Annotated in this window: 20 protein-coding genes; 6 read left to right on the top strand and 14 right to left on the bottom strand. The window is 63.0% G+C overall.

Going from position 1 to position 23026, the window contains the following annotated elements; translation table 11 throughout:
* Positions 1 to 63: 63 nt before the first annotated feature.
* The 10 genes from NKI70_RS12255 to puuE form a co-directional block, all read right to left on the bottom strand.
* The gene (locus NKI70_RS12255; protein ID WP_084641081.1) at positions 64 to 903 is read right to left on the bottom strand and encodes an alkaline phosphatase family protein; all 840 of its coding nucleotides are present in this window, start codon (positions 901 to 903) and stop codon (positions 64 to 66) included.
* Between the two features lie 93 nt (positions 904 to 996).
* Positions 997 to 2682 (bottom strand): ABC transporter ATP-binding protein, encoded by a 1686-nt coding sequence (locus tag NKI70_RS12250; protein WP_023676216.1) that lies wholly within the window; start codon positions 2680 to 2682, stop codon positions 997 to 999.
* Positions 2682 to 3509 (bottom strand): ABC transporter permease, encoded by an 828-nt coding sequence (locus NKI70_RS12245; protein WP_023676217.1) that lies wholly within the window; start codon positions 3507 to 3509, stop codon positions 2682 to 2684. The genes NKI70_RS12250 and NKI70_RS12245 overlap by 1 nt, the downstream gene beginning before the upstream one ends.
* A gap of 11 nt (positions 3510 to 3520) precedes the next feature.
* The gene (locus tag NKI70_RS12240; RefSeq protein ID WP_023676218.1) at positions 3521 to 4480 is read right to left on the bottom strand and encodes an ABC transporter permease; all 960 of its coding nucleotides are present in this window, start codon (positions 4478 to 4480) and stop codon (positions 3521 to 3523) included.
* A 16-nt stretch (positions 4481 to 4496) separates the two neighbouring features.
* Positions 4497 to 6083: an ABC transporter substrate-binding protein gene (locus tag NKI70_RS12235; protein ID WP_023676219.1), complete on the bottom strand. Its 1587-nt coding sequence runs from the start codon at positions 6081 to 6083 to the stop codon at positions 4497 to 4499.
* Between the two features lie 154 nt (positions 6084 to 6237).
* On the bottom strand, positions 6238 to 8220 hold the full coding sequence (locus NKI70_RS12230) for a CocE/NonD family hydrolase (RefSeq protein WP_352568401.1): 1983 nt from the start codon (positions 8218 to 8220) through the stop codon (positions 6238 to 6240).
* 85 nt (positions 8221 to 8305) lie between these two features.
* Positions 8306 to 8899 (bottom strand): nucleoside deaminase, encoded by a 594-nt coding sequence (locus tag NKI70_RS12225; RefSeq protein ID WP_352697174.1) that lies wholly within the window; start codon positions 8897 to 8899, stop codon positions 8306 to 8308.
* Positions 8896 to 9402: an ureidoglycolate lyase gene (locus NKI70_RS12220; protein ID WP_352697172.1), complete on the bottom strand. Its 507-nt coding sequence runs from the start codon at positions 9400 to 9402 to the stop codon at positions 8896 to 8898. Before NKI70_RS12220 ends, NKI70_RS12225 begins: the two co-directional genes overlap by 4 nt.
* The gene (locus tag NKI70_RS12215) at positions 9399 to 10247 is read right to left on the bottom strand and encodes a bifunctional allantoicase/(S)-ureidoglycine aminohydrolase (RefSeq protein WP_502896636.1); all 849 of its coding nucleotides are present in this window, start codon (positions 10245 to 10247) and stop codon (positions 9399 to 9401) included. The genes NKI70_RS12220 and NKI70_RS12215 overlap by 4 nt, the downstream gene beginning before the upstream one ends.
* A gap of 63 nt (positions 10248 to 10310) precedes the next feature.
* Positions 10311 to 11744, bottom strand: a complete 1434-nt coding sequence (gene puuE, locus NKI70_RS12210; RefSeq protein ID WP_352697169.1) for an allantoinase PuuE — start codon at positions 11742 to 11744, stop codon at positions 10311 to 10313.
* A 173-nt stretch (positions 11745 to 11917) separates the two neighbouring features.
* On the opposite strand from puuE, the gene uraH reads away from it, so the two are divergent.
* From uraH to NKI70_RS12185, 5 genes are all read left to right on the top strand, one after another.
* Positions 11918 to 12292, top strand: coding sequence for a hydroxyisourate hydrolase (gene uraH, locus NKI70_RS12205; protein WP_352697167.1), 375 nt, complete (start codon positions 11918 to 11920; stop codon positions 12290 to 12292).
* A gap of 1 nt (position 12293) precedes the next feature.
* Positions 12294 to 13775: a xanthine dehydrogenase small subunit gene (xdhA, locus tag NKI70_RS12200; RefSeq protein ID WP_352697165.1), complete on the top strand. Its 1482-nt coding sequence runs from the start codon at positions 12294 to 12296 to the stop codon at positions 13773 to 13775.
* Positions 13775 to 16126, top strand: coding sequence for a xanthine dehydrogenase molybdopterin binding subunit (gene xdhB / locus NKI70_RS12195; protein WP_352697163.1), 2352 nt, complete (start codon positions 13775 to 13777; stop codon positions 16124 to 16126). Before xdhA ends, xdhB begins: the two co-directional genes overlap by 1 nt.
* A gap of 62 nt (positions 16127 to 16188) precedes the next feature.
* Entirely contained in the window at positions 16189 to 17166 is a 978-nt protein-coding gene (gene xdhC / locus NKI70_RS12190; protein ID WP_352697430.1) for a xanthine dehydrogenase accessory protein XdhC, read from the top strand.
* A 66-nt stretch (positions 17167 to 17232) separates the two neighbouring features.
* A complete protein-coding gene (locus NKI70_RS12185; RefSeq protein WP_352697161.1) occupies positions 17233 to 17730 on the top strand; it encodes a hypothetical protein in 498 nt (165 codons plus the stop codon).
* A gap of 43 nt (positions 17731 to 17773) precedes the next feature.
* Here the strand turns inward: NKI70_RS12185 and dps are convergent, their stop codons facing one another.
* The 4 genes from dps to NKI70_RS12165 all read right to left on the bottom strand — a co-directional run bounded on the left by dps (position 17774) and on the right by NKI70_RS12165 (position 21668).
* On the bottom strand, positions 17774 to 18262 hold the full coding sequence (dps, locus tag NKI70_RS12180; protein ID WP_023676226.1) for a DNA starvation/stationary phase protection protein Dps: 489 nt from the start codon (positions 18260 to 18262) through the stop codon (positions 17774 to 17776).
* 146 nt (positions 18263 to 18408) lie between these two features.
* A complete protein-coding gene (locus NKI70_RS12175) occupies positions 18409 to 19662 on the bottom strand; it encodes an LLM class flavin-dependent oxidoreductase (RefSeq protein ID WP_352697159.1) in 1254 nt (417 codons plus the stop codon).
* Positions 19659 to 20672, bottom strand: a complete 1014-nt coding sequence (locus NKI70_RS12170; RefSeq protein ID WP_352724631.1) for an LLM class flavin-dependent oxidoreductase — start codon at positions 20670 to 20672, stop codon at positions 19659 to 19661. The genes NKI70_RS12175 and NKI70_RS12170 overlap by 4 nt, the downstream gene beginning before the upstream one ends.
* 75 nt (positions 20673 to 20747) lie before the next feature.
* A complete protein-coding gene (locus NKI70_RS12165; RefSeq protein ID WP_352697155.1) occupies positions 20748 to 21668 on the bottom strand; it encodes a LysR family transcriptional regulator in 921 nt (306 codons plus the stop codon).
* 140 nt (positions 21669 to 21808) lie between these two features.
* Between NKI70_RS12165 and NKI70_RS12160 the strand changes: the two genes are divergently transcribed.
* The gene (locus NKI70_RS12160) at positions 21809 to 23026 is read left to right on the top strand and encodes a urate hydroxylase PuuD (RefSeq protein ID WP_352697153.1); all 1218 of its coding nucleotides are present in this window, start codon (positions 21809 to 21811) and stop codon (positions 23024 to 23026) included.

Below are 23026 nucleotides of genomic sequence, written 5' to 3'. Positions count from 1 at the left end.
CGTATATTTGCGGAGGCTAACTGAAGAGCGGGAGCGTTGCCAGAGGGAGAAGAGGGCGCGCGCTCAGCTCAGGAATGGCTCGGCCTTCATCGTCGCCGGCACCGGCACGCCGAGGCGCACAAGCACCGTCGGCGCGAGCTGCAGCTGATCGAGCAGCGTATTGGCTTCCGGACCCTCGCCGGATCCGAAGTAGTAAAGTGCGAAATCCTGCATCTCCTCGTCGTGGCCGCCATGATGGCCGCGATCGGTCTGGCCATGATCGGCGGTGACGATCACCTCGTAGCCGGCTTCCCGCCAGCGCGGCAGAAAGCCGGCGAGCATGGCGTCCATTGCATAGACGGCATGATCCATCTCGTGGCAGTCATGGCCGAAGCGGTGGCCCATCGAGTCCAGCGTGCAGCTGTGCAGGATGCCGTAGTCGATGCCGTAGCGCCTGGTCAGCATGGTCAACGTCGCGAACAGGTCGACGTCGCTCGGCGTCATCTGGTTCCTGGCATTGTAGCCGGTCATGGTGTGGAACCGGCCATGGCTGATCGGCCTGCCCGGCTGGTCGAACTCCATGTCCTCGACCAGGTCGAACGGATAGGCCCGAAAGAATTCGGACCAGTAGGAGTGGGTGACCGCACCGGTCTTGCCGCCGGCCCTGCTGACTTCGGAAAAGATGTCCGGCTGTTCGACGCGAAACCGGTTCTCGTTCGACAGGATGCCGTGCACTTGAGGCGGCACGCCGGTGTGGATCGAGGCATAGCAGGATGCCGAGGTCGACGGCAGCACGGAGCGCATCTTCCACACGCGGGCTTCGCCTGATTGCACCCAGCCTTCGAGATTGCCCATCAGCCGTCGCCAGTTCCGGTAAGGCACGCCGTCGAGGATGATGAGCAATAGTTTTGTGTTGAGCGCCAAGGGCGCCTCCATGCGGCTTAATCGGAAAAGTCAGGGCGGGCCTGCCGTTCAATCCACGCCCGGACAGGATCGTCGGGCGCAAAGGGCGGCCCGCTAGTTCCCCGCGCTGGCCATGCGCCGTCCCTTGATCGCTTTCTCTAGCCAGCCGATCTCCATTTCTGGCACCGACGATAGCAAAAGATCGGTGTAGGCATCGAAGGGTGGCGTCAGCACGGTGCTCTTGGCGCCGTAGCGCACCACTTCGCCGCGATACATCACGGCGATTGAATCGGCGATCGACTTGACCGTGGCCAGGTCGTGGGTGATGAACAGATAGGCGACGTTTTCCTCTTTCTGCAGCCCGAGGAGCAGCTCCAGTATGCCGTGGGCGACCAGCGGATCGAGCGCCGAGGTCACCTCGTCGCAGATGATCAGCTTCGGCTTTGCGGCGAGCGAGCGGGCGATGCAGACGCGCTGCTTCTGGCCGCCCGAAAGCTCGGCCGGATAGCGGTCGACATAGCCTTTGCCCATTTCGATCTTGTCGAGCAGTTCCGCGACACGGGCGTCACGTTGCCTTCCGCGCAGACCGAAATAGAATTCCAGCGGCCGGCCGATGATGGTGCCGACCGTCTGGCGCGGGTTCATCGCCACGTCGGCCATCTGGTAGATCATCTGCAGTTGGCGAAGATCCTCTTTCGGCCGGTCGGCAAGCCGGTTGGCGAGCGGCCGTCCGTCGAAGGTGACGGTGCCTTGTTCGGGCGGCAAGAGGCCGGTGATGGCGCGCGCCAGTGTCGATTTGCCGGAGCCGGACTCGCCGACCACCGCCAGCGTCTGGCCGGGGAAAATATCGATCGAGACGTTCTTCAGCACCTTGATGTGACTGCGGCCATAGGCGGCGGTGATGTTCTTGACCGACAGGAACGGGCTCGTGCCAGGCTTCTGCTCCTGGTGTTCGATCTCATGCACCGAAACCAGCGCGTTGGTGTATTCCTGGCGCGGCTCCTTGATGATCTGGCGGGTGCCGCCCCATTCGACCAGCCGGCCGTGGCGCAGCACCATGATCTCGTCCGAGACCTGGGCGACGACGGCAAGGTCGTGAGTGATGTAGAGCGCCGCGACATGCGTGTCGCGGATGGCATCCTTGATCGCCGCCAAGACGTCGATCTGCGTCGTCACGTCGAGCGCCGTGGTCGGCTCGTCGAAGACGATCAGGTCGGGTTCCGAGCACAGCGCCATTGCCGTCATCACGCGCTGCAGCTGACCGCCCGAGACCTGGTGGGGGAAGCGCTCGCCGATGCTTTCGGGGTTCGGCAGGCTGAGCTTCTTGAACAGCGCCACGGCGCGCTTTTCGGCTTCGGCCCGCGTCGCCGTGCCGTGCAGGAGTGCTGCCTCGACCACCTGGTCCATCAGCCTGTGCGCCGGATTGAAGGCGGCTGCCGCCGATTGCGCGACATAGCAGACCTCGCGGCCGCGCAATTTGCGAAATCCTTCGTTGCCGCCCTTCAGGATGTCGCGGCCATTGAGGATGACCTCGCCGCCGGTGATGCGCACGCCGCCGCGGCCGTAGCCCATCGACGACAGGCCGATGGTCGATTTGCCGGCGCCGGACTCGCCGATCAGGCCAAGCACCTTGCCCTTCTCCAGCGTCAGCGAGACATCGTGCACCAGCACGATGTTCTTCGGCGCCTCACCCGGCGGGTATACCGTGGCCTCGATGCGCAGATTGCGAATGTCGAGCAGCACGCCGGACTTCGGTTGCCCGGGCTTCGGTTGCCCGGGCTTCGGTTGCTTGTCAGCCATTACCCGCGTCCTCCCTTCAGGCTTGTCGTGCGGTTGAGCACCCAGTCGGCGACGAGATTGACGGAAATCGCCAGCGCTGCGATCGCCGCCGCCGGAATGAGGGCGGCGCCTATGCCGAAGACGATGCCGTCCTTGTTTTCCTTGACCATGCCGCCCCAATCGGCGCTAGGCGGCTGCACGCCAAGGCCGAGGAAGGACAGCGTCGACAGGAACAGTACGGCATAGATGAAGCGCAGGCCGAGTTCCGAAACCAGCGGCGACAGCGCATTGGGCAGGATCTCGCGGAAGATGATCCAGCCGCTGCCTTCGCCGCGCAATTTGGCCGCCTCGACATAATCCATGACGTTGATGTCGACGGCGACCGCCCTCGACAGGCGGTAGACGCGGGTCGAATCCAGAACGCCCATGACCAGGATCAGCGTCACCAGATTGGATGGCAGCACCGACAGCACGACAAGGGCCATGATCAATGTCGGGATCGACATCAGGAGATCGACGAGACGCGACAGAAGCGTGTCGAACCAGCCGCCGAACACCGCGGCCGAGAAGCCGAGGATGGCACCGAGCGAGAACGACAGCGCGGTCGCCAGCACCGCGATGAACAGGGTGATTCGGGCGCCGTAGATCATGCGCGACAACAGATCGCGGCCGAGATTGTCGGTGCCCAGCCAATGCGCCGCCGACATCGGTTCCCAAGGGACGTCGCTGACGATCTCGGCATTGCCATGCGGCGCGATCCACGGCGCAAAAATTGCTGCCAGCACGAACAGCGCCGTCAGCACGATGCCGACCAATGCCGGGATGGGGATGCGTTTGATGACGAGCATACCCGCCCCCCTCATTTCGGATGTCTGAGGCGCGGATTGGCGATGATCGCCGCTATGTCCGCGATGATGTTCAGGCTGATGTAGACGGCGGCGAAGATCAGCCCGACCGCCTGCACCACCGGCACGTCACGCTTGGTGACGTGGTCGACGAGGTATTGGCCCATGCCTGGATAGACAAAGATAACTTCGACCACGACGACGCCGACGATCAGGTAAGCGAGATTGAGCATCACGACGTTGATGATCGGCGCAATGGCATTGGGGAAGGCATGCCTGCGGATGACCGCGAAGGCCGAAAGCCCCTTGAGTTCGGCGGTTTCGACATAGGCCGACTGCATGACATTGAGGATCGCGGCGCGCGTCATGCGCATCATATGGGCTAGCACCACCAGGGTCAGCGCCGCCGCCGGCAGTGCGATGGCCTGAATGCGTTCGCCGAAAGGCATCCCGTCATAGACAGTGGAAATGGCGGGAAACCATTGATGTTGCACCGCGAAGAAAAAGACGAGCACATAGCCGACGAAGAATTCCGGGAAGGACGTCGAGGCCAGCGCCAGTCCCGAGATCAGCTTGTCGACCCAGCCATTGCGGTAGCGCACCGCGATCAGCCCGAGGATGATCGCCAGCGGCACCGCGACGACCGCCGCCCAGAAGGCGAGGAACAGCGTGTTCCACAGCCTTCCCTTGATAGAGGTTGCGATATCCTGACCGCTCGACATCGCCGTGCCGAGATCACCGGTCAGAATGCCGCCGAGCCAGCGAAAATAACGGATGTAAGCGGGATCATTGAGGCCGAGCTGCTCGCGCAGATTGGCGAGCGACTCCGGTGTCGCCGACTGTCCTAGGATGGCTTGCGCGACGTCGCCGGGCAGGATCTGGGTGCCGGCGAAGATCAGGACCGAAACGGCCAACAGCAGCAGAATGCCCAGCGCAATGCGCTGGGCCACCAGTTTCACGATGGGTGAGGACATATCCGCAAGGCCGGGCTCAGGCTTCGAGCCAGCACTTCGCCAGAGCATATCCGTTCATCAACTCCTGATGCGGATCATCCACCCACCCGGCAACCTTGGCGCCCGTCGCGTCGATAAACTGATTGAACATCGGCAGGATCAGGCCGCCCTCGTCGCGCACCATCACAGCCATGTCGTGGTACATTGCCTTGCGCTTGGCCTCGTCGAGCTCGGCGCGAGCCGCCAGCACCATCTTGTCGAAATCCGGACGCTTGAACCGTGTGTCGTTCCAGTCGGCCGTCGACAGATAGGCAGTCGAGTACATCTGGTCCTGCGTCGACCGGCCGCCCCAGTAGGAGGCGCAGAAGGGCTGCTTGTTCCAGACTTCCGACCAATAGCCGTCGCCCGGCTCGCGCTTGATCTCCAGCGTGATGCCGGCCTTGGCAGCACTCTGCTGGAACAGCTGTGCAGCATCGACGGCACCGGGGAAGGCGACGTCCGACGTCCGGAGCAGGACGGCACCGTCATGGCCCGACTTCTTGTAGTGGAACTTGGCCTTGTCGGGATCGTATTTGCGCTGCTCGATTTCGGTGAATAGCGGGTACGATGCATTGATCGGGAAGTCGTTGCCGAGCGAGCCATAGCCACGCAGCACCTTGTTCAGCATCTCCTCGCGGTCGATCGCCAGCTTCAACGCCATCCGCAAATCGTTGTTGTCGAACGGCGCGGTGTTGCAGTGCATGATGAAGACGTAGTGGCCGGGTCCCGAATGGTTGCGGATGGTGACGCCGGGCACGCGCTTGATCAGATCGACGATCTTCGGCTCGACGCGGTTGATCATGTGGACCTGGCCGCCCTGCAGGGCGGCCGTGCGCGCCGTGGCGTCGTTGATGACGATGATCTCTATCTGGTCGGCATGGCCCATCTTGTCGCCCTGCCAATAATTGGCGAAGCGCTCGCCGCCATGGCGCACGCCGGGCTCGTTGGTGGTGACCTTGTAAGGACCCGCCGAGATGCCGGCATCGGCCTTGTCCTTGCCGCCATTCGGCTGAATGATCAGGTGATAGTCGCTAAGCAGGTAGGGCAGGTCGGCATTCGGCTCCTTCAGCGTCAGCACCACTTCCTTGCCGCTGGCCTTGATGCTCTCGATGCCTTTCATATAACCGAGCGCACCGGACTTTGACTTCTCGTCCGAATGGCGTTCGAGGGTGGCGGCCACGTCCTCTGCGGTCACCTTCTTGCCGTTGTGGAACTCGACGCCATCGCGGATCTTCAGCGTCCAGGTCTTGGCGTCGTCCGACGAGCCGATCTCCTCGGCGATGCGGTTCTCGAGCTTGCCTTCGGGAGACAGTTCGACGATCAGTTCGCCCCACATCTTGCCGAAGGCGAACGGCACCTGCGTCATAAACAGCGCCGGATCGAGGCTGTTGGTGGACTCGCCACCGACCAGGCCGGCCTTGAGCGTGCCGCCCTTGACCGGACCCGCCGCGCGGGAAGCGCTGGATAGCAGCGAATTGGCGATGGTTGCGGTGACGCCAAGCGCTGCTGCCCGGCCGAGAAAATCGCGACGGCTCAGCTTGCCGGACGCAACGCGCCGGCTCAGATATTCCAGTTCGTTTGACATGTTGAGTTCCTCACTCTGCTGGTCCGACCTTATGGTCGTTTTTCTCATTTCTATCGGGAGAATAATGACCGTAAGGGAAAGCGGTAAGCAAGACCGAATGCGACATGCCGTGGCGTAAATCGTGCGTCGCAATTGGACCAATCGCTATAAGCGCTCAAAGCAGTGCGCGCGGGATTTTCTCCTCGAAGTTGCGCTCGAAGACCAGTTTTTCGCCTTCGTAGGCTTCGATTCTGGCGCTAACCACGAAGCTTTGCGCGTCGGACCGCATTTCGGCGAAGGTTTCGGTGCGCACCGACCATCCATTTCGCGACAGCGTCTGGGTCCAATGCGTCTTGCCCGAGGCTGACAGCGGATTGTCGGGATGGATCGCCCATGTCTCTCTGGCGATGCTGCCATTGGCGAGGCCATGCTCCAGGTCGCGCACCTCACCGAAATCGTCGACGATGGAAAGCGTAATCATTCCGGTCTTTTCGTCGCGATCGACATGACGCTCGGAATTGGCGGGCCGAAGCGTCTCCGTTGCCCAGGGCGCAGCACCTTCGGGAGCGGGGAAGGTGACCTCGTCGCCTGTCGCCGGCGGGCGTACCGGCAGCATCAATGTCGCGGCCGACAATTCGAGCCGGACCGGCTCCGGCGACGGCCAGATCATCGGCCAGTAGGCGTTCGAAACGGCAACGCGCAAGCGATGGCCGGCCGGCACGCGATAGGCGCATTGGTCGAGCACCACCCGGGCGCTGACGGTTTCGCCGGGCACCAGCGCTTCGGGAAATTCGTGCGAGTTGCGATGCGTCAGGTTGAGCACGCCGTACGAGATCAGCTCCGATGCCCCGTCCGGATGGACGTCGCACAGCCGAACCGCGATGTTCGCCTGGCGCCGGTCCGACGAGACGCTGACCACAACTTCGGGAGCACCGACAATGTCGACCGTTTCGGTCAGCACCGGCTGGTCGAAGCACACCGACAGCGCATCGTCGGGGCGCTGGTCACCCGGCAGTTCCGGGCCGAAGGTGAAGGGGAAATATTCGCCGCCGGCGAGGCCGCAGCTTTGCGGCGAAGCGACGATAGCGTGGTTGCCTTCAGCGATAAGCTCAACCTCTTGCGTCTTGATGTTGGGTGACGGCCATTCCGATTCAGCGACCCAGCGGCCCGGCCGCTCGGGATGCCAGCGTGCCGGACGCACGCTGTCCATGACATAGGCGCGGTAGGCGGGGTCGGCCTCGACGCCGGTGTCGATGTCCTTCAGCCAGCGGTCCCACCAGCGCAAGGCCTCCTGCAGGAAGCCGATGCGCGGTTCGGGCGCGGCGTAATGCGGGTATTTGTGGATCCACGGGCCGACGATGCCCTTGACCGGCGCCTCGATATTGACGGCGAGATGGGAAATCGTATTGCGATAGCCATCATGCCAGCCGCCGATCGACAGCACCGCGGCATGGATGGCGGAATAGTCCTCGCAGATCGAGCCGCGCCTCCAATAGGCATCGCGATGCTGGTGCTTCAGCCACAGCGGTGCCAGGAATGGCTGGTTCTCCAGCCTGGTCAGCCACAGGTCGCGCCATCTGTTGTCGCCGGCCAGCAACGGATCCGGCGGCCTTGACGAATAGGACAGCATGGTCGAGGCCCAGCCGAAATTCTCGATCAGCAGGCAGCCGCCCTTGTAGTGGATGTCGTCGGCATAGCGGTCGACCGTCGAACAGAGACTGATGGCCGCCTTCAGCGCCGGCGGCTGCTTAGACGCCACCTGCAGGCAGTTGAAGCCGCCCCACGAAATGCCCATCATGCCGACATTGCCGTTGCACCAGGGCTGGTCCGCCGCCCAGGCGATGACGTCGCAAGCGTCCTGCAATTCCTGCTCGGAATATTCGTCGTCCATCAGCCCTTCGGAATCGCCATTGCCGCGCATGTCGACGCGGATCGAGGCGTAGCCGTGGCCGGCAAAATAGGGATGCGTCAGCTGATCACGATAGATCGTGCCGTCGCGCTTGCGATAGGGCAGGTGTTCGAGGATTGCCGGCACTGGGTCGTCGGCAGCATCGGCCGGCATCCACACCCGCGCCGACAGCCGGCAGCCGTCCGGCATGATGATCCCCATATCCGGAAATTCGACGATCTTTCGGGGGAATTCAGTGACGATTTTCATGCGGGCGAACTCCAGGAGCGCCAGATGATGGAGCCCGTGAGAGCGCGTCATGGGCCAGTCAACGAATTCGGCTGGTCAATCCGCGTCAATTCAGCGGAATGTCGTTTTCGTCCTTGCCGGCCTGATAGGCGCCGGACAATTCGTCATAGCGCGTTGATATTGTGTGGATGCGCGCTTCCAGCCGACCGCGCTCGGGGTCCGGCAGCGAGCGCACCAATTTGCGGATCGAAAAGCTCTTCCAATAGGCATTCTCGGCATTGTAGCCGCCGGGATCGAGGGTGAAGACCTCTTTCAGGATCTTCAAATCGTGCGGGATGTCGAAGCTGTCGCGCGAGTCCTCGTGGCTGAACAGATAGAAGAAATTGTCGAAGCCGGTCCAGGTGATCGCCGACAGGCAGAGCGAGCAAGGTTCGTGCGTGGCAAGAAAGATCGCGTCCTTGGTATCGACGCGCTCGGCCTTCGGCATTTCGTAGAAGCGCTTCAGGCAGTGCACCTCGCCGTGCCAGAGCGGGTTTTCGGTCTCGTTGTTGGTTTCGGCAAGCACCAGCGAACGGTCGTCCTTGCGCAGGATCGCCGCGCCGAACAACTTGTTGCCATGCGCGACGCCCTCGGCCGTCTTCGGCACGATGTCGTGCTCTATGACATCGAGCAGGCGGTCGATCAGCGAAATGTCGGTCACCACCGGCTCCCATCGGGAAGATGTATCTCGTAGGCGTGAGAGAAGTGGCACTCTTCGAGGTTGGAGCCGTCACCGCCACGGTCGACGACCAGGAAGTCCTGCGGCTCGCCGATCGGCGTCAGCACGCCGTGCCACAAATTGCGCGGATAGTTGATGCCTTGCCCGGGCGCGGTGATGAAGGCCTGCGGCTCGCCCGGGCCCCCCTCGCCGTCATGGCAGACGACGACCAGGAACGGCCGTGGTGACAGCGGGATGAAGGCCTGGCTGCCAAACGGATGGCGCTCCACCATGGTAAGCTTCAACGGCAGCTCATAGGGCGTGCCACGCACCATCGAGATCAGCACGCGCGCATTCGGCCCTCGTGCTTCCGCGGTGGCGAGGTCATGGTAGCGCTCGGCCTTGCCGCCATTGATCGGATAGTGGTTGTCGCCGCCCATATCGATGACGTCGCCGAATTCGGCGAAATTCTCGCGGGTCAGCGGCCGCGCGACGATGCGGGTCATGGTGTAGGTCTCGCGACGCCGGCGCTGCCAAGCTTGGCGTGGCGGTTGACGTCCTTGTAGAGGAGATAGCGGAATTTGCCTGGCCCGCCGGCATAACAAGCCTGCGGGCAGAAGGCGCGCAGCCACATATAATCGCCAGCCTCGACCTCGACCCAATCCTGGTTGAGACGATAGACCGCCTTGCCCTCCAGCACATAGAGCCCGTGCTCCATGACATGCGTCTCGGCGAAAGGAATGACCGCGCCCGGCTCGAGCGTGACGATGGTGACATGCATGTCGTGACGCATGTCGGCCGGATCGACGAAGCGCGTGGTCGCCCATCGGCCTTCGGTACCCGGCATCGGCGTCGGCGCGATTTCCTGTTCGTTGACGAAGAACGCTTGCGGCGGCTCGATGCCGTCGACTGCATCATAAGTCTTGCGGATCCAGTGGAAGCGGACGGCGGCGCCGCTTTCATTGTGCACCGTCCACCCACTCGCCGGCGGCAGGAAGGCAAAGCCGCCCGGCATTAAGCTATGTTTCTTGCCGGCAAGCGAAACGCTTAGCTCGCCTTCGACCACGAACAGCGCACCTTCGGCGGCGGCGTCAAGCTCAGGGTGGTCGCTGCCGCCGCCAGGCGCGAGCTCGACGATATATTGCGAAAACGTCTCGGCAAAACCCGACAGCGGCCGCGACAGCACCCAGACGCGTGTCCCATCCCAGAACGGCAAGGCGCTGGTGACGATGTCCTGCATCACGCCCTTGGGGATGACGGCATAGGCCTGTGTGAACACAGCGCGGCCGGTCAGCAATTCGCTCTGGCCGGGATGTCCGCCCTGCGGCGCATAATAGGTTCGCTCGGCCATTTTCATCATATCCATAAATTCAAGCCTGTTGCGGACGCCAAGGCCTATCGCGGCAGCCAAAGCCTATTGCGGAAGCATGTCCTTGAGACGAAGCAGCGCGATGCGCTCGACCTGTCTGCAGGCGGTTTCGAATTCGACATCGTGGCTGTTGCCAATACGCGCCTCGAACTCGGCCAGGATCTCCCCCTTGGTCTTGTCTTTCACCGCAATAATGAAGGGGAAACCGAAACTGGTGACGTAGGCGGCATTGAGTTTTGCGAACAGCTCGCGCTCCTTGTCGGTCAGCGCGTCGAGGCCGGCCGAAGCCTGTTCCCTCGACGATTCCGCCGTCAGCCGCTTGGCCTGCGCCAGTTTTCCGGCAAGGTCGGGATGCGCATTGAGCACGGAAAGCCGATCGGCCTCGCTTGCCGCGCGAAAGACGCGGCAGAGCGCATTGTGCAGGCCGCCGGCACTTTCATGCGCCGGGCCGAGCTCCAGCTCATAAGCGCGCTCGGCAATCCACGGCGAATGCTCGAACACGCCGCCAAATGTATGGACGAAGGCCTCGAATTCCATTTTCGACGGGCGCAGCGCCGGCAACCGGAACGGATGCGTCTCCTGCCAATGTTTTGCGATGTCGATGCGCCGTGCCAGCCAGACCTTGTCGTGTGATTTGACGTAGTCGATGAAGCGCTTCAGTGCCGCGACCCGGCCCGGCCGGCCGACGAGGCGGCAGTGCAGGCCGATGTTCATCATGCGCGGCCGTCCTGCCTTGCCCTCGGCATAGAGCGTATCGAAACTATCCCTGAGATAGGCAAAGAACTGGTCGCCCGAGTTGAAGCCTTGCGGCGTGGCAAAGCGCATGTCGTTGGCGTCGAGCGTATAGGGGATGACCAGCTGCGGCTTCGCCGACCCGTCCGGTGCCACATGCTCGAACCAGTAGGGCAGTTCGTCGTCATAGGTGTCCGACGCATAGTCGAAGCCGCCCTCTTCCGCCGCCAGCCGCACCGTGTTGATCGAGGTGCGCCCGGTGTACCAGCCGGTCGGCCGCGCGCCTGTGACCTCATAATGCAGCCGGATCGCCGCTTCCATGTCGCGGCGCTCGTCTTCTGGCGCATGGTCGCGGTAGTCGATCCATTTCAGCCCGTGCGAGGCGATCTCCCAGCCGGCCTCCTGCATCGCCGCAACCTGATCGGGCGAACGCGCCAGGGCCGTGGCGACGCCGTAGCAGGTGACCGGCACTTGCGCCGCGCTGAACAGGCGCAGCAATCGCCAGAAGCCGGAACGGGCGCCGTATTCGTAGATCGATTCCATGTTCCAGTGGCGCTGGCCGGGCCAGGGCGCGGCGCCGACGATCTCCGACAGGAAAGCCTCCGAAGCCTTGTCGCCGTGCAGGACGCAATTCTCGCCGCCCTCTTCGTAATTGACGACGAACTGCACCGCGACATGCGCGCCGCCGGGCCATTTCGGATCCGGCGGATTGGCTCCGTAGCCGCGCATGTCTCGTTCGTAACGCATTCTCGCTCCTGCCGGAAATTGTGATCAGGATAGTCGAAAGGAGTGCCTGCGCATTCCCCCGAAATTTTTGAAAGTGTTTTTGTCGCGCTCCGCTCGACCGGGACTTATGCATCGCCTTTAATTGGCGCACAATTCATGAATAGTGTTCGACCGTTCAGGGAATGGAGCAGCCAGTGGCGGAAACGTCGAAAGCCGAAGGCGGGCGCCTGACGACCCACGTCCTCGACACTGCGGCCGGCAAACCGGCGGCCGGTCTGTCGATCGAGCTCTATCATCTTGACGGTCAGGCCCGGACGCATCTGAAAACGGTCGTCACCGATGATGACGGCCGTTGCGATGCTCCGCTGCTTGCCGGCGCGGAATTCCGTACCGGCGAATACGAGCTGGTCTTTGCGGCTGGCGATTATCTGCGCCGGCAAGGGACAAAACTGCCGGAACCGGCCTTCCTCGACCATGTGCCGATCCGCTTCGGTATGGCCGAGCCGGTGCACTATCATGTGCCGCTGCTTCTGTCCCCGTACGGCTATTCGACTTACCGGGGAAGCTGAGATGGCCGGGATCAAGACACGCAACGAAATCCGGTTCATCCTCAATGGCGAGGACGTCGCGCTCAGCACGGTTGCACCCGACCAGACCCTGCTCGATTGGTTGCGGCTCGACCGCTCGCTGCGCGGCACCAAGGAAGGTTGCGCCGAGGGCGACTGTGGCGCCTGCACGGTGCTGGTCGGCAGGCTCTCCGGTGGAACACTGGTCTATGAAAGCGTCAATGCCTGCATCCGCTTCCTTGGCTCGCTAGACGGCACACATGTCGTGACCGTCGAGCATCTGCGCGGCGACGCAGGAAAACTGCATCCCGTGCAGCAGGCGATGGTCGATTTCCACGGCTCGCAATGCGGCTTCTGCACACCGGGTTTCGTCATGTCGCTTTATGCTCTGTGGATGCGGGCGCCGGAGCCGTCGGACGCCGCCATCGAAAAGGCGCTGCAAGGCAATCTCTGCCGCTGCACCGGCTACGAGGCGATAATGCGCGCCGCACGTGCCATCTCCAGCTACGGCACGGCGGCAAAGGATCCGTTGGCGGCGGAGCGCAAGGCAGTCACGGCCAAGCTCGAAGCGATGAAGGACGGTTCGCGCATCGAGATCGGCTCCGGCAACAAGCGGCTGATCGTGCCGGCCAATGCCGACGATCTGGCCAGCGTACTCGTCAAGGAGCCGGGCGCCACTGTCGTCGCGGGTTCGACCGATGTCGGCCTTTGGGTGACCAAGCACATGCGCGATATTGCGCCGGCGGTTTTCATCGGCAATCTCGATGGTCTGTGCGGGATTTCCGAGGACAAGGGCGTCGTCTCGATCGGCGCCGGTGTCACCTATAGCGAAGCCTTCTCGACGCTGGCGAAACGCATCCCGGCGCTCGGCCCGCTATTCGATCGAATCGGCGGCGATCAGGTGCGCAACATGGGCACCATCGGCGGCAATATCGCCAACGGTTCGCCGATCGGCGATACGCCGCCGCCGCTGATCGCACTCGGTGCCCGCCTGACGCTGCGCCGCGGCGACAAGCTGCGGACGATCCCACTCGAGGATTTTTTCATCGCTTATGGCCGACAGGACAGGCAGCCCGGCGAATTCGTCGAGGCCGTGCATGTTCCGGTGCCGGGTAGCGAGACGAAATTTGCCGTCTACAAGATCACCAAGCGCCGCGACGAAGACATCACAGCAGCGCTAGGCGCGTTTTTCCTGAAGCTCGCCGAGCATGGCACGGTGGCGGATGTGCGCATCGCCTATGGCGGCATGGCGGCAACGCCGAAGCGAGCCTTTGGCGTCGAAAAGGCATTGCTTGGCAGGCCCTGGACGGAAGCGACGGTCGAGGCGGCGATGGCCGCGTATGCCGACGATTTCACGCCGCTGACCGACATGCGGGCAAGCGCCGAATACCGGGCGCTGGCGGCGCGCAACCTGCTGCTGCGCTTCTTTGCCGAAACCACCGGCACCCGGGCGCCGATCCAGGTATCACGGCACGAGGCGGCATGATGAACAAGCACGCCACCCCAAACCTGAAGGCAAAAAAAATCGCCGGCGGCGTCGCCACCGACCAGCGCCATGATTCCGCGCACAAGCATGTCAGTGGCACGGCCGTCTATATCGACGACATGCCGGAACCGGCCGGCACGCTGCATGGCTGCCTTGGGCTTTCGACGGCGACGCATGCCACCATCACCAGCATGGACCTTTCGGCGGTGCGCGCCGCACCCGGCGTCATCGACGTGCTGACGGCGAGCGACGTGCCAGGCGAGAACGACATTTCGCCGACCGGCCGTCACGACGAGCCGGTGCTGGCCGACGGCAAGGTGCAATTCTTTGGCCAGCCGATCTTCTGCGTCATTGCCGAAACCCGCGAGCAGGCGCGCCGTGCAACGAGGCTGGCCAAGGTCGAATACAAGGAATTGCCGTTCGTCGCCGATGTCGGTGAGCTCGATCCACGGATGGATAAGCTGGTCACGCCGCCGCTGACGCTGAAGCGCGGTGATGCAGCGGTTGCGATCAAGGCGGCGCCGCGCCGGCTGAAGGGAAAGATGCGCATAGGCGGCCAGGAGCATTTCTATCTCGAAGGCCATATCGCCTTGGCCATCCCCGGCGAGGACCACGACGTCACCATCTATTCCTCGACCCAACACCCGAGCGAAATCCAGCACATGGTCAGCCACGCGCTCGGTGTTCCGAGCCACGCGGTGACGGTGGAAATCCGCCGGATGGGCGGCGCTTTCGGCGGTAAGGAAACGCAAGGCAATCAGTTTGCGGCATTGGCCGCTATCGCCGCGAAGAAACATCATCGGGCCGTGAAAATCCGGCCCGACCGCGACGACGACATGATCGCCACCGGCAAACGCCACGATTTCCTCGTCGACTACGAGGTCGGCTTCGACGACGAGGGCAATATTCTGGGCGTAGATTTCATGTTCGCGGCGCGCTGCGGCTTCTCGGCCGACCTCTCCGGCCCGGTCACTGACCGCGCGCTGTTCCATTGCGACAACACCTATTTCTGGCCGGCGGTGCACGCGCAATCGGCGCCGCTCTACACCAACACGGTATCGAACACTGCCTTTCGCGGCTTCGGCGGCCCGCAAGGCATGGTCGGCGCCGAGCGCGTCATCGACGAAGTCGCGTTTGCCGTCGGCAAGGACCCGCTCGAAATCCGCAAGAAGAATTTCTACGGCACCAGCGACCGCAACATCACGCCCTATCACCAGACGGTCGAGGACAACATCATCCACCGCATCGTCGCCGAACTGGAGGCGAGTTCCGACTATGCGAGGCGCCGCCGCACCATCGATGCTTTCAATGCCAACAGCCCCTTCATCAAGCGCGGACTGGCGCTGACGCCGGTCAAGTTCGGCATCTCGTTCACCGCCACCCACTACAACCAGGCCGGCGCGCTGGTGCATGTCTATACCGATGGTTCGGTGCATCTGAACCACGGCGGCACCGAGATGGGGCAGGGCCTCTATGTCAAGGTGGCGCAGGTCGTGGCGGAAGAGTTCCAGATCGACCTCGATCAGGTCAAGATCACCGCGACGACGACCGGCAAGGTGCCGAATACCTCGGCCACCGCCGCGTCTTCCGGCTCCGACCTCAACGGCATGGCGGCGCAGAATGCCGCCCGCCAGATCAAGGACCGGTTGATCAATTTTGCCGTCGAGAGATACCAGGTGCCGCGGGACCAGGTGCTGTTCCTGCCCAACCGCGTGCGCATCGGCAACCAGGAGATCGCCTTCGCCGATCTCGTCAGGCAGGCCTATATGGCGCGCATCCAGCTTTCGGCGGCGGGTTTCTACAAGACGCCGAAAATCCATTGGGACCGCGACAAGGGCGAGGGCCATCCCTTCTACTATTTCGCCTATGGCGCCGCGTGCTCGGAAGTTTCGGTCGATACGCTGACCGGCGAATATGTCGTCGAGCGCACCGACATCCTGCACGAAACCGGCCGCTCGCTGAACCGCGCCATCGACCTCGGCCAGATCGAGGGCGGCTTCATCCAGGGCATGGGCTGGCTGACGACGGAGGAACTGTGGTGGGACGACAAGGGGCGGCTGCGTACCCATGCTCCATCGACCTACAAGATCCCGCTCGCGTCGGACCGGCCGAAGATTTTTAATGTGACTTTGGCCGACTGGGCGCAAGCAGGCGAGCCGACGGTGCACCGCTCCAAGGCGGTCGGCGAGCCGCCCTTTCCGCTCGCAATGTCGGTGCTGCATGCGCTGTCGGACGCAGTTGCGAGCGTTGCCAGCCACAAGATCTGCCCACGCCTCGACCCGCCGGCCACGCCGGAGCGTGTGCTGATGGCGATCGAACGGCTGAAGCGGGAAGCCAGGACCGGCGCTTGAATCCCGGAAAACGTGCAATTCAGGCCGAAAAACTCTATATTTCCCGATAGGGAACGCGAATGATGAACGCGAAAGTGCAGAGCCTGAAAGCCTTTCTTGCCGGCGCCGGCCGGGTCGCCTTCGTTGAGGTGGCCGGGACAAAAGGTTCGACGCCGCGCGAGACGGGTGCCTTCATGCTCGTCTCGGGATCGGCCACTTTCGGCACGATCGGCGGCGGCCAGCTCGAATACATGGCGACCGACAAAGCGCGGCAGATGCTTGGTCGATCTGCCGCAGGCCCTGGCGAGGTTGGCGCCGCCCCTCATCCGCCTGCCGGCACCTTCTCCCCGTATAGTGACGGGGAGAAGGGGGCTGGCCGCAACGCTGTCGCCACGCTCGACATCGCGCTCGGCCCGGAGATCGGGCAGTGCTGCGGCGGCAGAGTCGAGCTGCTGATCCGGCTGGTCGACCCCGCGCTTGAGGCCAAGCTTGTTGCGGAGGCGGAGGCCGAGGCGGCGCACCTGCCGCATGTTTACATCTTCGGCGGCGGCCATGTCGGCCAGGCGCTGGCCTCCGCGGTGGCCTTGCTGCCGGTGCATGTCGTCGTTGTCGAGACGCGAGCCGAGGCGCTCGAAGGCATGCCGGAAGCGGTCGAAACCAAGCTGACGCCGATGCCTGAGGCGATGGTGCGCGAAGCCCCGGCTGGATCCGCCTTCGTCGTCCTTACACATGACCATGCGCTGGACTTCCTGATCATCGCCGAGGCGCTGAAACGCCGGGATGCCGCCTATGTCGGCATGATCGGCTCCAGAACCAAGAAGGCGACGTTCCGGAACTGGTTCCTTAAGTCGGCGGACGGAAGCGAGGCGGAATTTGCCCGCCTCGTCTCGCCGATCGGCGGCGATGCGGTGAAAGACAAGCGTCCGCAAGTCATTGCAGCGCTCGCCGCGGCCGAAATCATAACGGCATTGGCGAGGTATTATTTACCCGTCGACGGGCCAAAATATTCCCAATCACCGGGCGGTGGTCGGTCGACCGCATCATCGTCGCAGACTTTTTGATGCTATGAACGAAAGACTGGAGCAGTTGGCGCGTAAGGCCGAGAAAAACACGAGCAGCGCATATTGATGAAACAGCTTGTCATAGCTCTTCTGGCTGCTTTTGCAGTTTTCTTGGCGTCTACAATAGGATCGCGAACGCCCGCTGCGCGACACGCCGGCGAGCAAACACTCCGCGCCACCTGGTTTGTGCATGTGTTTGCGGTCCTGCTTGCGGGCTTTATCGCGGTCGTTGTGGTTGCCGGACACAGCGAAACACCGAGCGAGCAACTTCCCTGGATTTTTGGTCTACTGGTTGGCTTTGGTCTGAGCCTGATCGGGTGGATTTGGTTCTTTTATGTTCGCGTAGTCTTTTGGAATGTCGAGGGAATAGGAATCCGGCAGCCATTCATGCCGCCTCGATTTATTCGGTGGGAAGACATCGAATGGGCTGGTCGCAAATGGACAGGAGATTTCCAGCTTCGTTCCAAGAAAATCAGCATTGGCTACACCGCGTTCCAGGGCGGACACGATGAGCTAAATCGCCGGGTGAAGCTTGAGGTGCCGAAGTTCGAGAGGAATTTCTAATCGAACCCCGGCGCGCCGAGCAAATAGCGCCGTCCAAAAAGAGCTATTCCTTCTCCTGCGTGTGCGCCTCAAGGAACCACAGCAATTTGTCGAGCGAGCGCGAATAGGCGGTGAAGATGTCGGCGGTGTCGGCATCGCCCGCGCCAGCCGCCTCGTCGATCGCCGCGCGTGCCCGCTTGGCGGTTGCGGCATAGCGGTCGATCAGCGCCGCTAGATGGTCTCGGGTCTTGTGGATGTCGGTCGGATAGGCCTCCAGCATAGTCGCCTTCGACACCTCCTGCGAGGTGCCGAGCGCCGTGCCGCCGAGCTGTACGGCGCGCTCGGCAATGGTGTCGACATGGCCGTCGATCTCCTCGCGGAACGTGTCGAGCATCTCGTGGATGGCGATGAATTGCGGTCCCTTGACGTTCCAGTGCGCCTGCTTGGTGATCAAGGCCAGATCGATGGCGTCGGCGAGGCGGGCATTGAGAAGATCGATACACTCTTTCTTGGCATTGGATTGCAGGTCATTGCGGGTGGCGATGGCATCCATGATCGGCTCCTGTGGCGGTTGCGTCCGCGTGGTTTGAAAAGAGGGCGAAGTTTGGGATGGTCAATCGAATATGCGCGCAGACGCCCTCATCGCCGCGGCACAGCATCCCAAAACGGCGATCTCCGACTTTCGTTCCGCTCGTCGTTTTACGCCGGCGTTTTCAAGCCCAGATGGTCGCGCAGCGTGCTACCTTCATAATCCTTCCGGAAAAGCCCGCGCCGCTGCAGCTCCGGCACGACAAGCGTGGCAAAGGCTTCGAGTTCGCCGGGAAAATAGGATGGCATGACGTTGAAACCGTCTGCCGCGCCGCCCTCGAAGCGTGCCTCGAGCTGGTCGGCGATCTGGGCCGGAGTTCCGACGACGCGCCAATGACCGCGCGCGCCGGCGAAATGACGGGCAAGCTGGCGGATGGACAGCTTGTCGCGGCGGGATTGCTCGATGACGAGCGCCTGCCGGCTCTGCATGCCTTCGCTGGCCGGCAGCTCGGGCAGCGGTCCGTCGATGGGATAGCGCGCGAGATCGGATATGCTGAGATAGCTGGAAAGCAGCGCGACGCCGACATCGTCCGGTATCAGCTCCTGCAGTTCATCATGTTTTGCCCGGGCTTCCGCTTCGCTTGCCGCGACGACCGGCGCGACGCCGGGCATGATCTTGACGTCCTCCGGCTCGCGCCCATGGGGCGCCAGCCGTCCCTTGAGGTCGTCGTAGAAGGCCTTTGCCTCCTCGAATGTTTGCGCCGCAGTGAACACCACATCGGCGGTCCGGGCGGCGAGATCGCGGCCCTCGTCCGACGCTCCTGCCTGAACCATGACCGGCGCACCTTGTGGCGAGCGCGGCAGATCGAGCGGGTCGCGCACCGAAAAACTTCTGCCTTCGTGTCCACCCTGGCCTCGCCAAAGGCCGGTAACCACGGCAGCGAATTCGCGCGCGCGTTCGTAGCGGTCCGCATGTGGGCGCAGTCCGGTCGAGCCGAAATTGGCGGCCTCGATCTGGCTCGCCGAAGTGACGAGGTTCCAGCCGGCTCGGCCACCGCTCAGATGGTCGAGCGACAGGAAGGTCCGCGCCAGTCCGTAAGGCTCGTTATAGCTCGTCGACGCCGTGGAGACGAGGCCGATGCGCTCCGTCTGGACGGCGAGCGCGGCAAGCAGGCTTATCGGCTCGAAGCCGATCGAGCGCGACGTTTGGCTGGCGATGTTGCCATTGGCCTCGCGCACGCCGGCGGCGTCCTCGCAGAAGATCATGTCGAATTTGGCTGCTTCCGCCGTCCGCGCCAGCTGGATGTAATGATCGATGTCGATGCCGGCCGTGACATCCGCTTGCGGATGGCGCCAGGCGGCGATGTGGTGGCCTGTCGCCCACAGGAAGGCGCCGAGCTTCATCTGGCCTCGACCGGCGCTCATTGCCGATCCTCCCCTGCAAGCCCGAGATGGGCGCGCAGTGTCGCCGCGCTGTAGCCGGACCGGACAAGGCCGCGGCGGCGAAGCTCCGGCAGCACGAGACCGACGAAATCGTCGAGCGCCGATGTGAACGGCATGGCGATGTTGAAACCGTCGCAGGCTTTCGAGCGAAAGCACTCTTCGAGCCCGTCCGCAAACAGGTCCGGCGCGGCGGTTATTTCGGCGCTGACGGTAACGTTCATCAGCACTTTCAGCGCCTCCGGACTGCGCCCGAAGGCAAGCGCACGGCGCTTCAGATCGCCAGCCTTCGCCGGCTCGATCGATGCCTCATCCAGCAGGACGACATCGGCGGTGCGGGCGGCGATATCCGTGTCGGGCTCGGACAGGCCGGACATGACCAGCACCGGCGTGTCCTGCGGCGACCGCGCCACGTTGAGCGGCCCGCGCACGGAAAAATATTCGCCCTTGTGGTCGAGCAAATGCATCTTTTCAGGATCGAAGAAGCGGCCGCCACTTTTGTCGAACAGCAGCGCGTCTGCGTCCCAGCCTTTCCACAAGCCTTGCACGATGCCGATGAATTCCTCGACGCGCAGGCGGAAATCGTCGCCGGAAAACCCTTCCGGTCGGCTGAAATTGGCCGCCTCGCGCGGATCGGGAAACATGCTCGCGTTCCAGCCGGCGCGGCCATGGCTGATAATATCGAGCGAGGCGAAACGGCGTGCGAGGTTGTAGGGCTGGTGGGCGACCGTCGACGCCGCGGCGGCAAGGCCGATCCTGCTTGTCACCGTCGCCAGCGCCGCCACCAAGGTCGTTGCTTCGAAGCGCATTTGCCGGTTCGGCCCGCCTGCAACCGGCGCGGAATCGGCGAGCAACACCATATCCAGACCGGCCGCTTCGGTTTCTTGCACGAACCGCGTCAGCAGACTGAAGTCCGAGCCGGCGTCGGGCGGATGGGAAGGGGCGGCTTCCGGAGACAGTGAAACGGCGAGACACATTGTGGCGCCGTTGGCCATCGCTTTTCCCTGTTGAGCGAGATTCCTTGAGAATTATCTCGCCGGCTGGACGGAAAGCAACCGGCCAGCCGGCGATCATTTGCCGGCCAGAATATCCCTGATCAGCCGCTGGCAGCGCTCGGCCATGAAATCGAGCAGCAGCCGCACCTTCGGATCCTGCAGCTTCTTATGAGGGTAGACGGCGGCGAACTGCACCGGCGTCGGCGGCGTGTTGCTCAGGATCACCTTCAGCCGCTGGTCGCGGATAAACGGCTCGACCTCGAAGCGCGGCTTGTTGATGATGCCGCGGCCGGACAGCGCCCAGCCGGTCAGCACGTCGCCATCATCGGTATCGTAGGGGCCGTGCACCTCGAACTTTTGCGGTCCGTTCGGCGTCTGCAGCGTCCAGACATATTCGCGCGCGCCGGAATAGCGCAGCATCAGGCAATCGTGCTTCTTGCCGATCAACTCCTGCGGCTCGGTGGGCTCGCCGCGCGCTTCCAGATATTGCGGAGCCGCCACCAGAATGCGCTCGCATTCCATGATGCCGCGCATCCTGAGGCTGGAATCCTCGATGATGCCCAGCCGGAAGGCAACGTCGATGCCTTCCTTCATGATATCCACATTGTGGTCGGATAACCGGAGCCGCACCTCGATATCGGGGTATCTGTCGTGGAAATCCGGGATGCCGGATGCCACCAGCCGCCGCCCGAGGCCGAGCGGCGCTGTCACCTTTATGGTGCCGCGCGGCTGCCCGGATAACGCGCTGACCGCAGCTTCGGCCTCGGTGACCGCCTCCAGCACCTGCTTGGCGCCGGAGTAGAACACCGTGCCGTGCTCGGTCGGCATCAACTGCCGCGTCGTGCGGTTGAACAGCCTGACACCGAGATGCTTCTCGAGCTCCTTGATGCGATTGGAAGCGACTGCCGGCGAAATGCGCATGTCGCGCCCAGCCGCCGATAAATTCCCGAGCTCGACGACGCGGACGAAAACGGCGATGTTGTCGAGATAGGCCATGCGGCTTTCGTGGCTCTCATGTGGCAGCGTGTAACGAGCCTAGTATTTTCCAAATTTTTTTGAAAGTCATCGTGCAGCTCGGCTCTTTCCGTTTGCGCTCCAGTCCGTAAAGTCAGTGGATCGGCAGGGACGATTTTTTCATGATGGATTTCGCGATATTCTGGGATTGGCTGAGTTTCGCCGTGCGCTGGCTGCATGTCGTCACCGGTATCGCCTGGATTGGATCGTCCTTTTATTTCGTCGCGCTCGATCTCGGGCTGCGCCAGCGTCCGGGCATGCCTGCCGGAGCCTTCGGCGAGGAATGGCAGGTGCATGGCGGCGGCTTCTACCATGTGCAGAAATATCTGGTGGCGCCGGCTGAGATGCCCGAGCATCTGACCTGGTTCAAGTGGGAATCCTACGCCACCTGGCTGTCGGGCTTCGCCATGCTGTGCGTCGTCTACTATGCCGGGGCGGACCTGTTCCTGATCGATCCGAATGTCCTTGCCATGTCGGTGCCTACAGGCATCTTGCTGTCGCTGGCGACGATCGGCGTCGGCTGGGTGGTCTACGATCTCTTGTGCCGTTCGCCGCTTGGCAACAGCGACACCGGCCTGATGCTGGTGCTCTACGGCGTGCTGGTGTTCATCGCCTGGGGCCTGACCCACCTGTTCACCGGCCGCGCCGCTTTCCTGCATCTCGGCGCCATCACCGCGACGATCATGTCGGCCAACGTTTTCATGGTCATCATCCCCAACCAGAAGATCGTCGTCGCCGACCTGATCGCCGGCCGTAAGCCCGATCCGAAATACGGCAAGATCGCCAAACAGCGCTCGCTGCACAACAACTACCTGACGCTGCCGGTTTTGTTCCTGATGCTGTCGAACCATTATCCGCTGGCGTTCGGCACAGAGTTCAACTGGGTCATCGCCTCGCTGGTGTTCATCATCGGCGTGCTGATCCGGCACTATTTCAACACCAGGCATGCGCGCAAAGGCAATCCGACCTGGACCTGGCTGGCGGCCGCCGTCCTGTTCGTCGTCATCATCTGGCTGTCGACGGCACCGAAGCTGCTGACCGGCGAGGTGAGGGCCTCGTCGGCTGCACAGGTCTACGTCGCCTCGGCGCATTTTCCCGCCGTGCGCGATACGGTGCTTGGCCGCTGTTCGATGTGCCATGCGGCGGACCCGTCCTACGCGGGCATTTACCACGCGCCTAAGGGCGTGATGCTCGACACCGATGCCGGCATCGCCGAGCACGCCGGCGAGATCTACCTGCAGGCCGGCCGCAGCCACGCCATGCCGCCCGCCAACGTCACCCAGATCACCGACAAGGAACGGGCACTGCTGGTAGCCTGGTTCGAAGGCGCGGGGAAATAG

The organism is Mesorhizobium sp. M0500, from assembly GCF_040321165.1.
Lineage (GTDB): Bacteria > Pseudomonadota > Alphaproteobacteria > Rhizobiales > Rhizobiaceae > Mesorhizobium.
This window is presented reverse-complemented; position numbering and strand designations above follow the sequence as displayed.

What these genes read in the sequence shown, in the direction of transcription:
- NKI70_RS12250 (WP_023676216.1), bottom strand. Translation starts at nt 2,682, where the DNA reads ATGGCTGACAAGCAACCGAAGCCCGGGCAACCGAAGCCCGGGCAACCG.
- NKI70_RS12245 (WP_023676217.1), bottom strand. Translation starts at nt 3,509, where the DNA reads ATGCTCGTCATCAAACGCATCCCCATCCCGGCATTGGTCGGCATCGTG.
- NKI70_RS12240 (WP_023676218.1), bottom strand. Translation starts at nt 4,480, where the DNA reads ATGTCCTCACCCATCGTGAAACTGGTGGCCCAGCGCATTGCGCTGGGC.
- NKI70_RS12235 (WP_023676219.1), bottom strand. Translation starts at nt 6,083, where the DNA reads ATGTCAAACGAACTGGAATATCTGAGCCGGCGCGTTGCGTCCGGCAAG.
- NKI70_RS12230 (WP_352568401.1), bottom strand. Translation starts at nt 8,220, where the DNA reads ATGAAAATCGTCACTGAATTCCCCCGAAAGATCGTCGAATTTCCGGAT.
- NKI70_RS12220 (WP_352697172.1), bottom strand. Translation starts at nt 9,402, where the DNA reads ATGACCCGCATCGTCGCGCGGCCGCTGACCCGCGAGAATTTCGCCGAA.
- NKI70_RS12215 (WP_502896636.1), bottom strand. Translation starts at nt 10,247, where the DNA reads ATGGCCGAGCGAACCTATTATGCGCCGCAGGGCGGACATCCCGGCCAG.
- puuE (WP_352697169.1), bottom strand. Translation starts at nt 11,744, where the DNA reads ATGCGTTACGAACGAGACATGCGCGGCTACGGAGCCAATCCGCCGGAT.
- xdhA (WP_352697165.1), top strand. Translation starts at nt 12,294, where the DNA reads ATGGCCGGGATCAAGACACGCAACGAAATCCGGTTCATCCTCAATGGC.
- xdhB (WP_352697163.1), top strand. Translation starts at nt 13,775, where the DNA reads ATGAACAAGCACGCCACCCCAAACCTGAAGGCAAAAAAAATCGCCGGC.
- xdhC (WP_352697430.1), top strand. Translation starts at nt 16,189, where the DNA reads ATGAACGCGAAAGTGCAGAGCCTGAAAGCCTTTCTTGCCGGCGCCGGC.
- NKI70_RS12185 (WP_352697161.1), top strand. Translation starts at nt 17,233, where the DNA reads ATGAAACAGCTTGTCATAGCTCTTCTGGCTGCTTTTGCAGTTTTCTTG.
- dps (WP_023676226.1), bottom strand. Translation starts at nt 18,262, where the DNA reads ATGGATGCCATCGCCACCCGCAATGACCTGCAATCCAATGCCAAGAAA.
- NKI70_RS12175 (WP_352697159.1), bottom strand. Translation starts at nt 19,662, where the DNA reads ATGAGCGCCGGTCGAGGCCAGATGAAGCTCGGCGCCTTCCTGTGGGCG.
- NKI70_RS12170 (WP_352724631.1), bottom strand. Translation starts at nt 20,672, where the DNA reads ATGGCCAACGGCGCCACAATGTGTCTCGCCGTTTCACTGTCTCCGGAA.
- NKI70_RS12165 (WP_352697155.1), bottom strand. Translation starts at nt 21,668, where the DNA reads ATGGCCTATCTCGACAACATCGCCGTTTTCGTCCGCGTCGTCGAGCTC.
- NKI70_RS12160 (WP_352697153.1), top strand. Translation starts at nt 21,809, where the DNA reads ATGATGGATTTCGCGATATTCTGGGATTGGCTGAGTTTCGCCGTGCGC.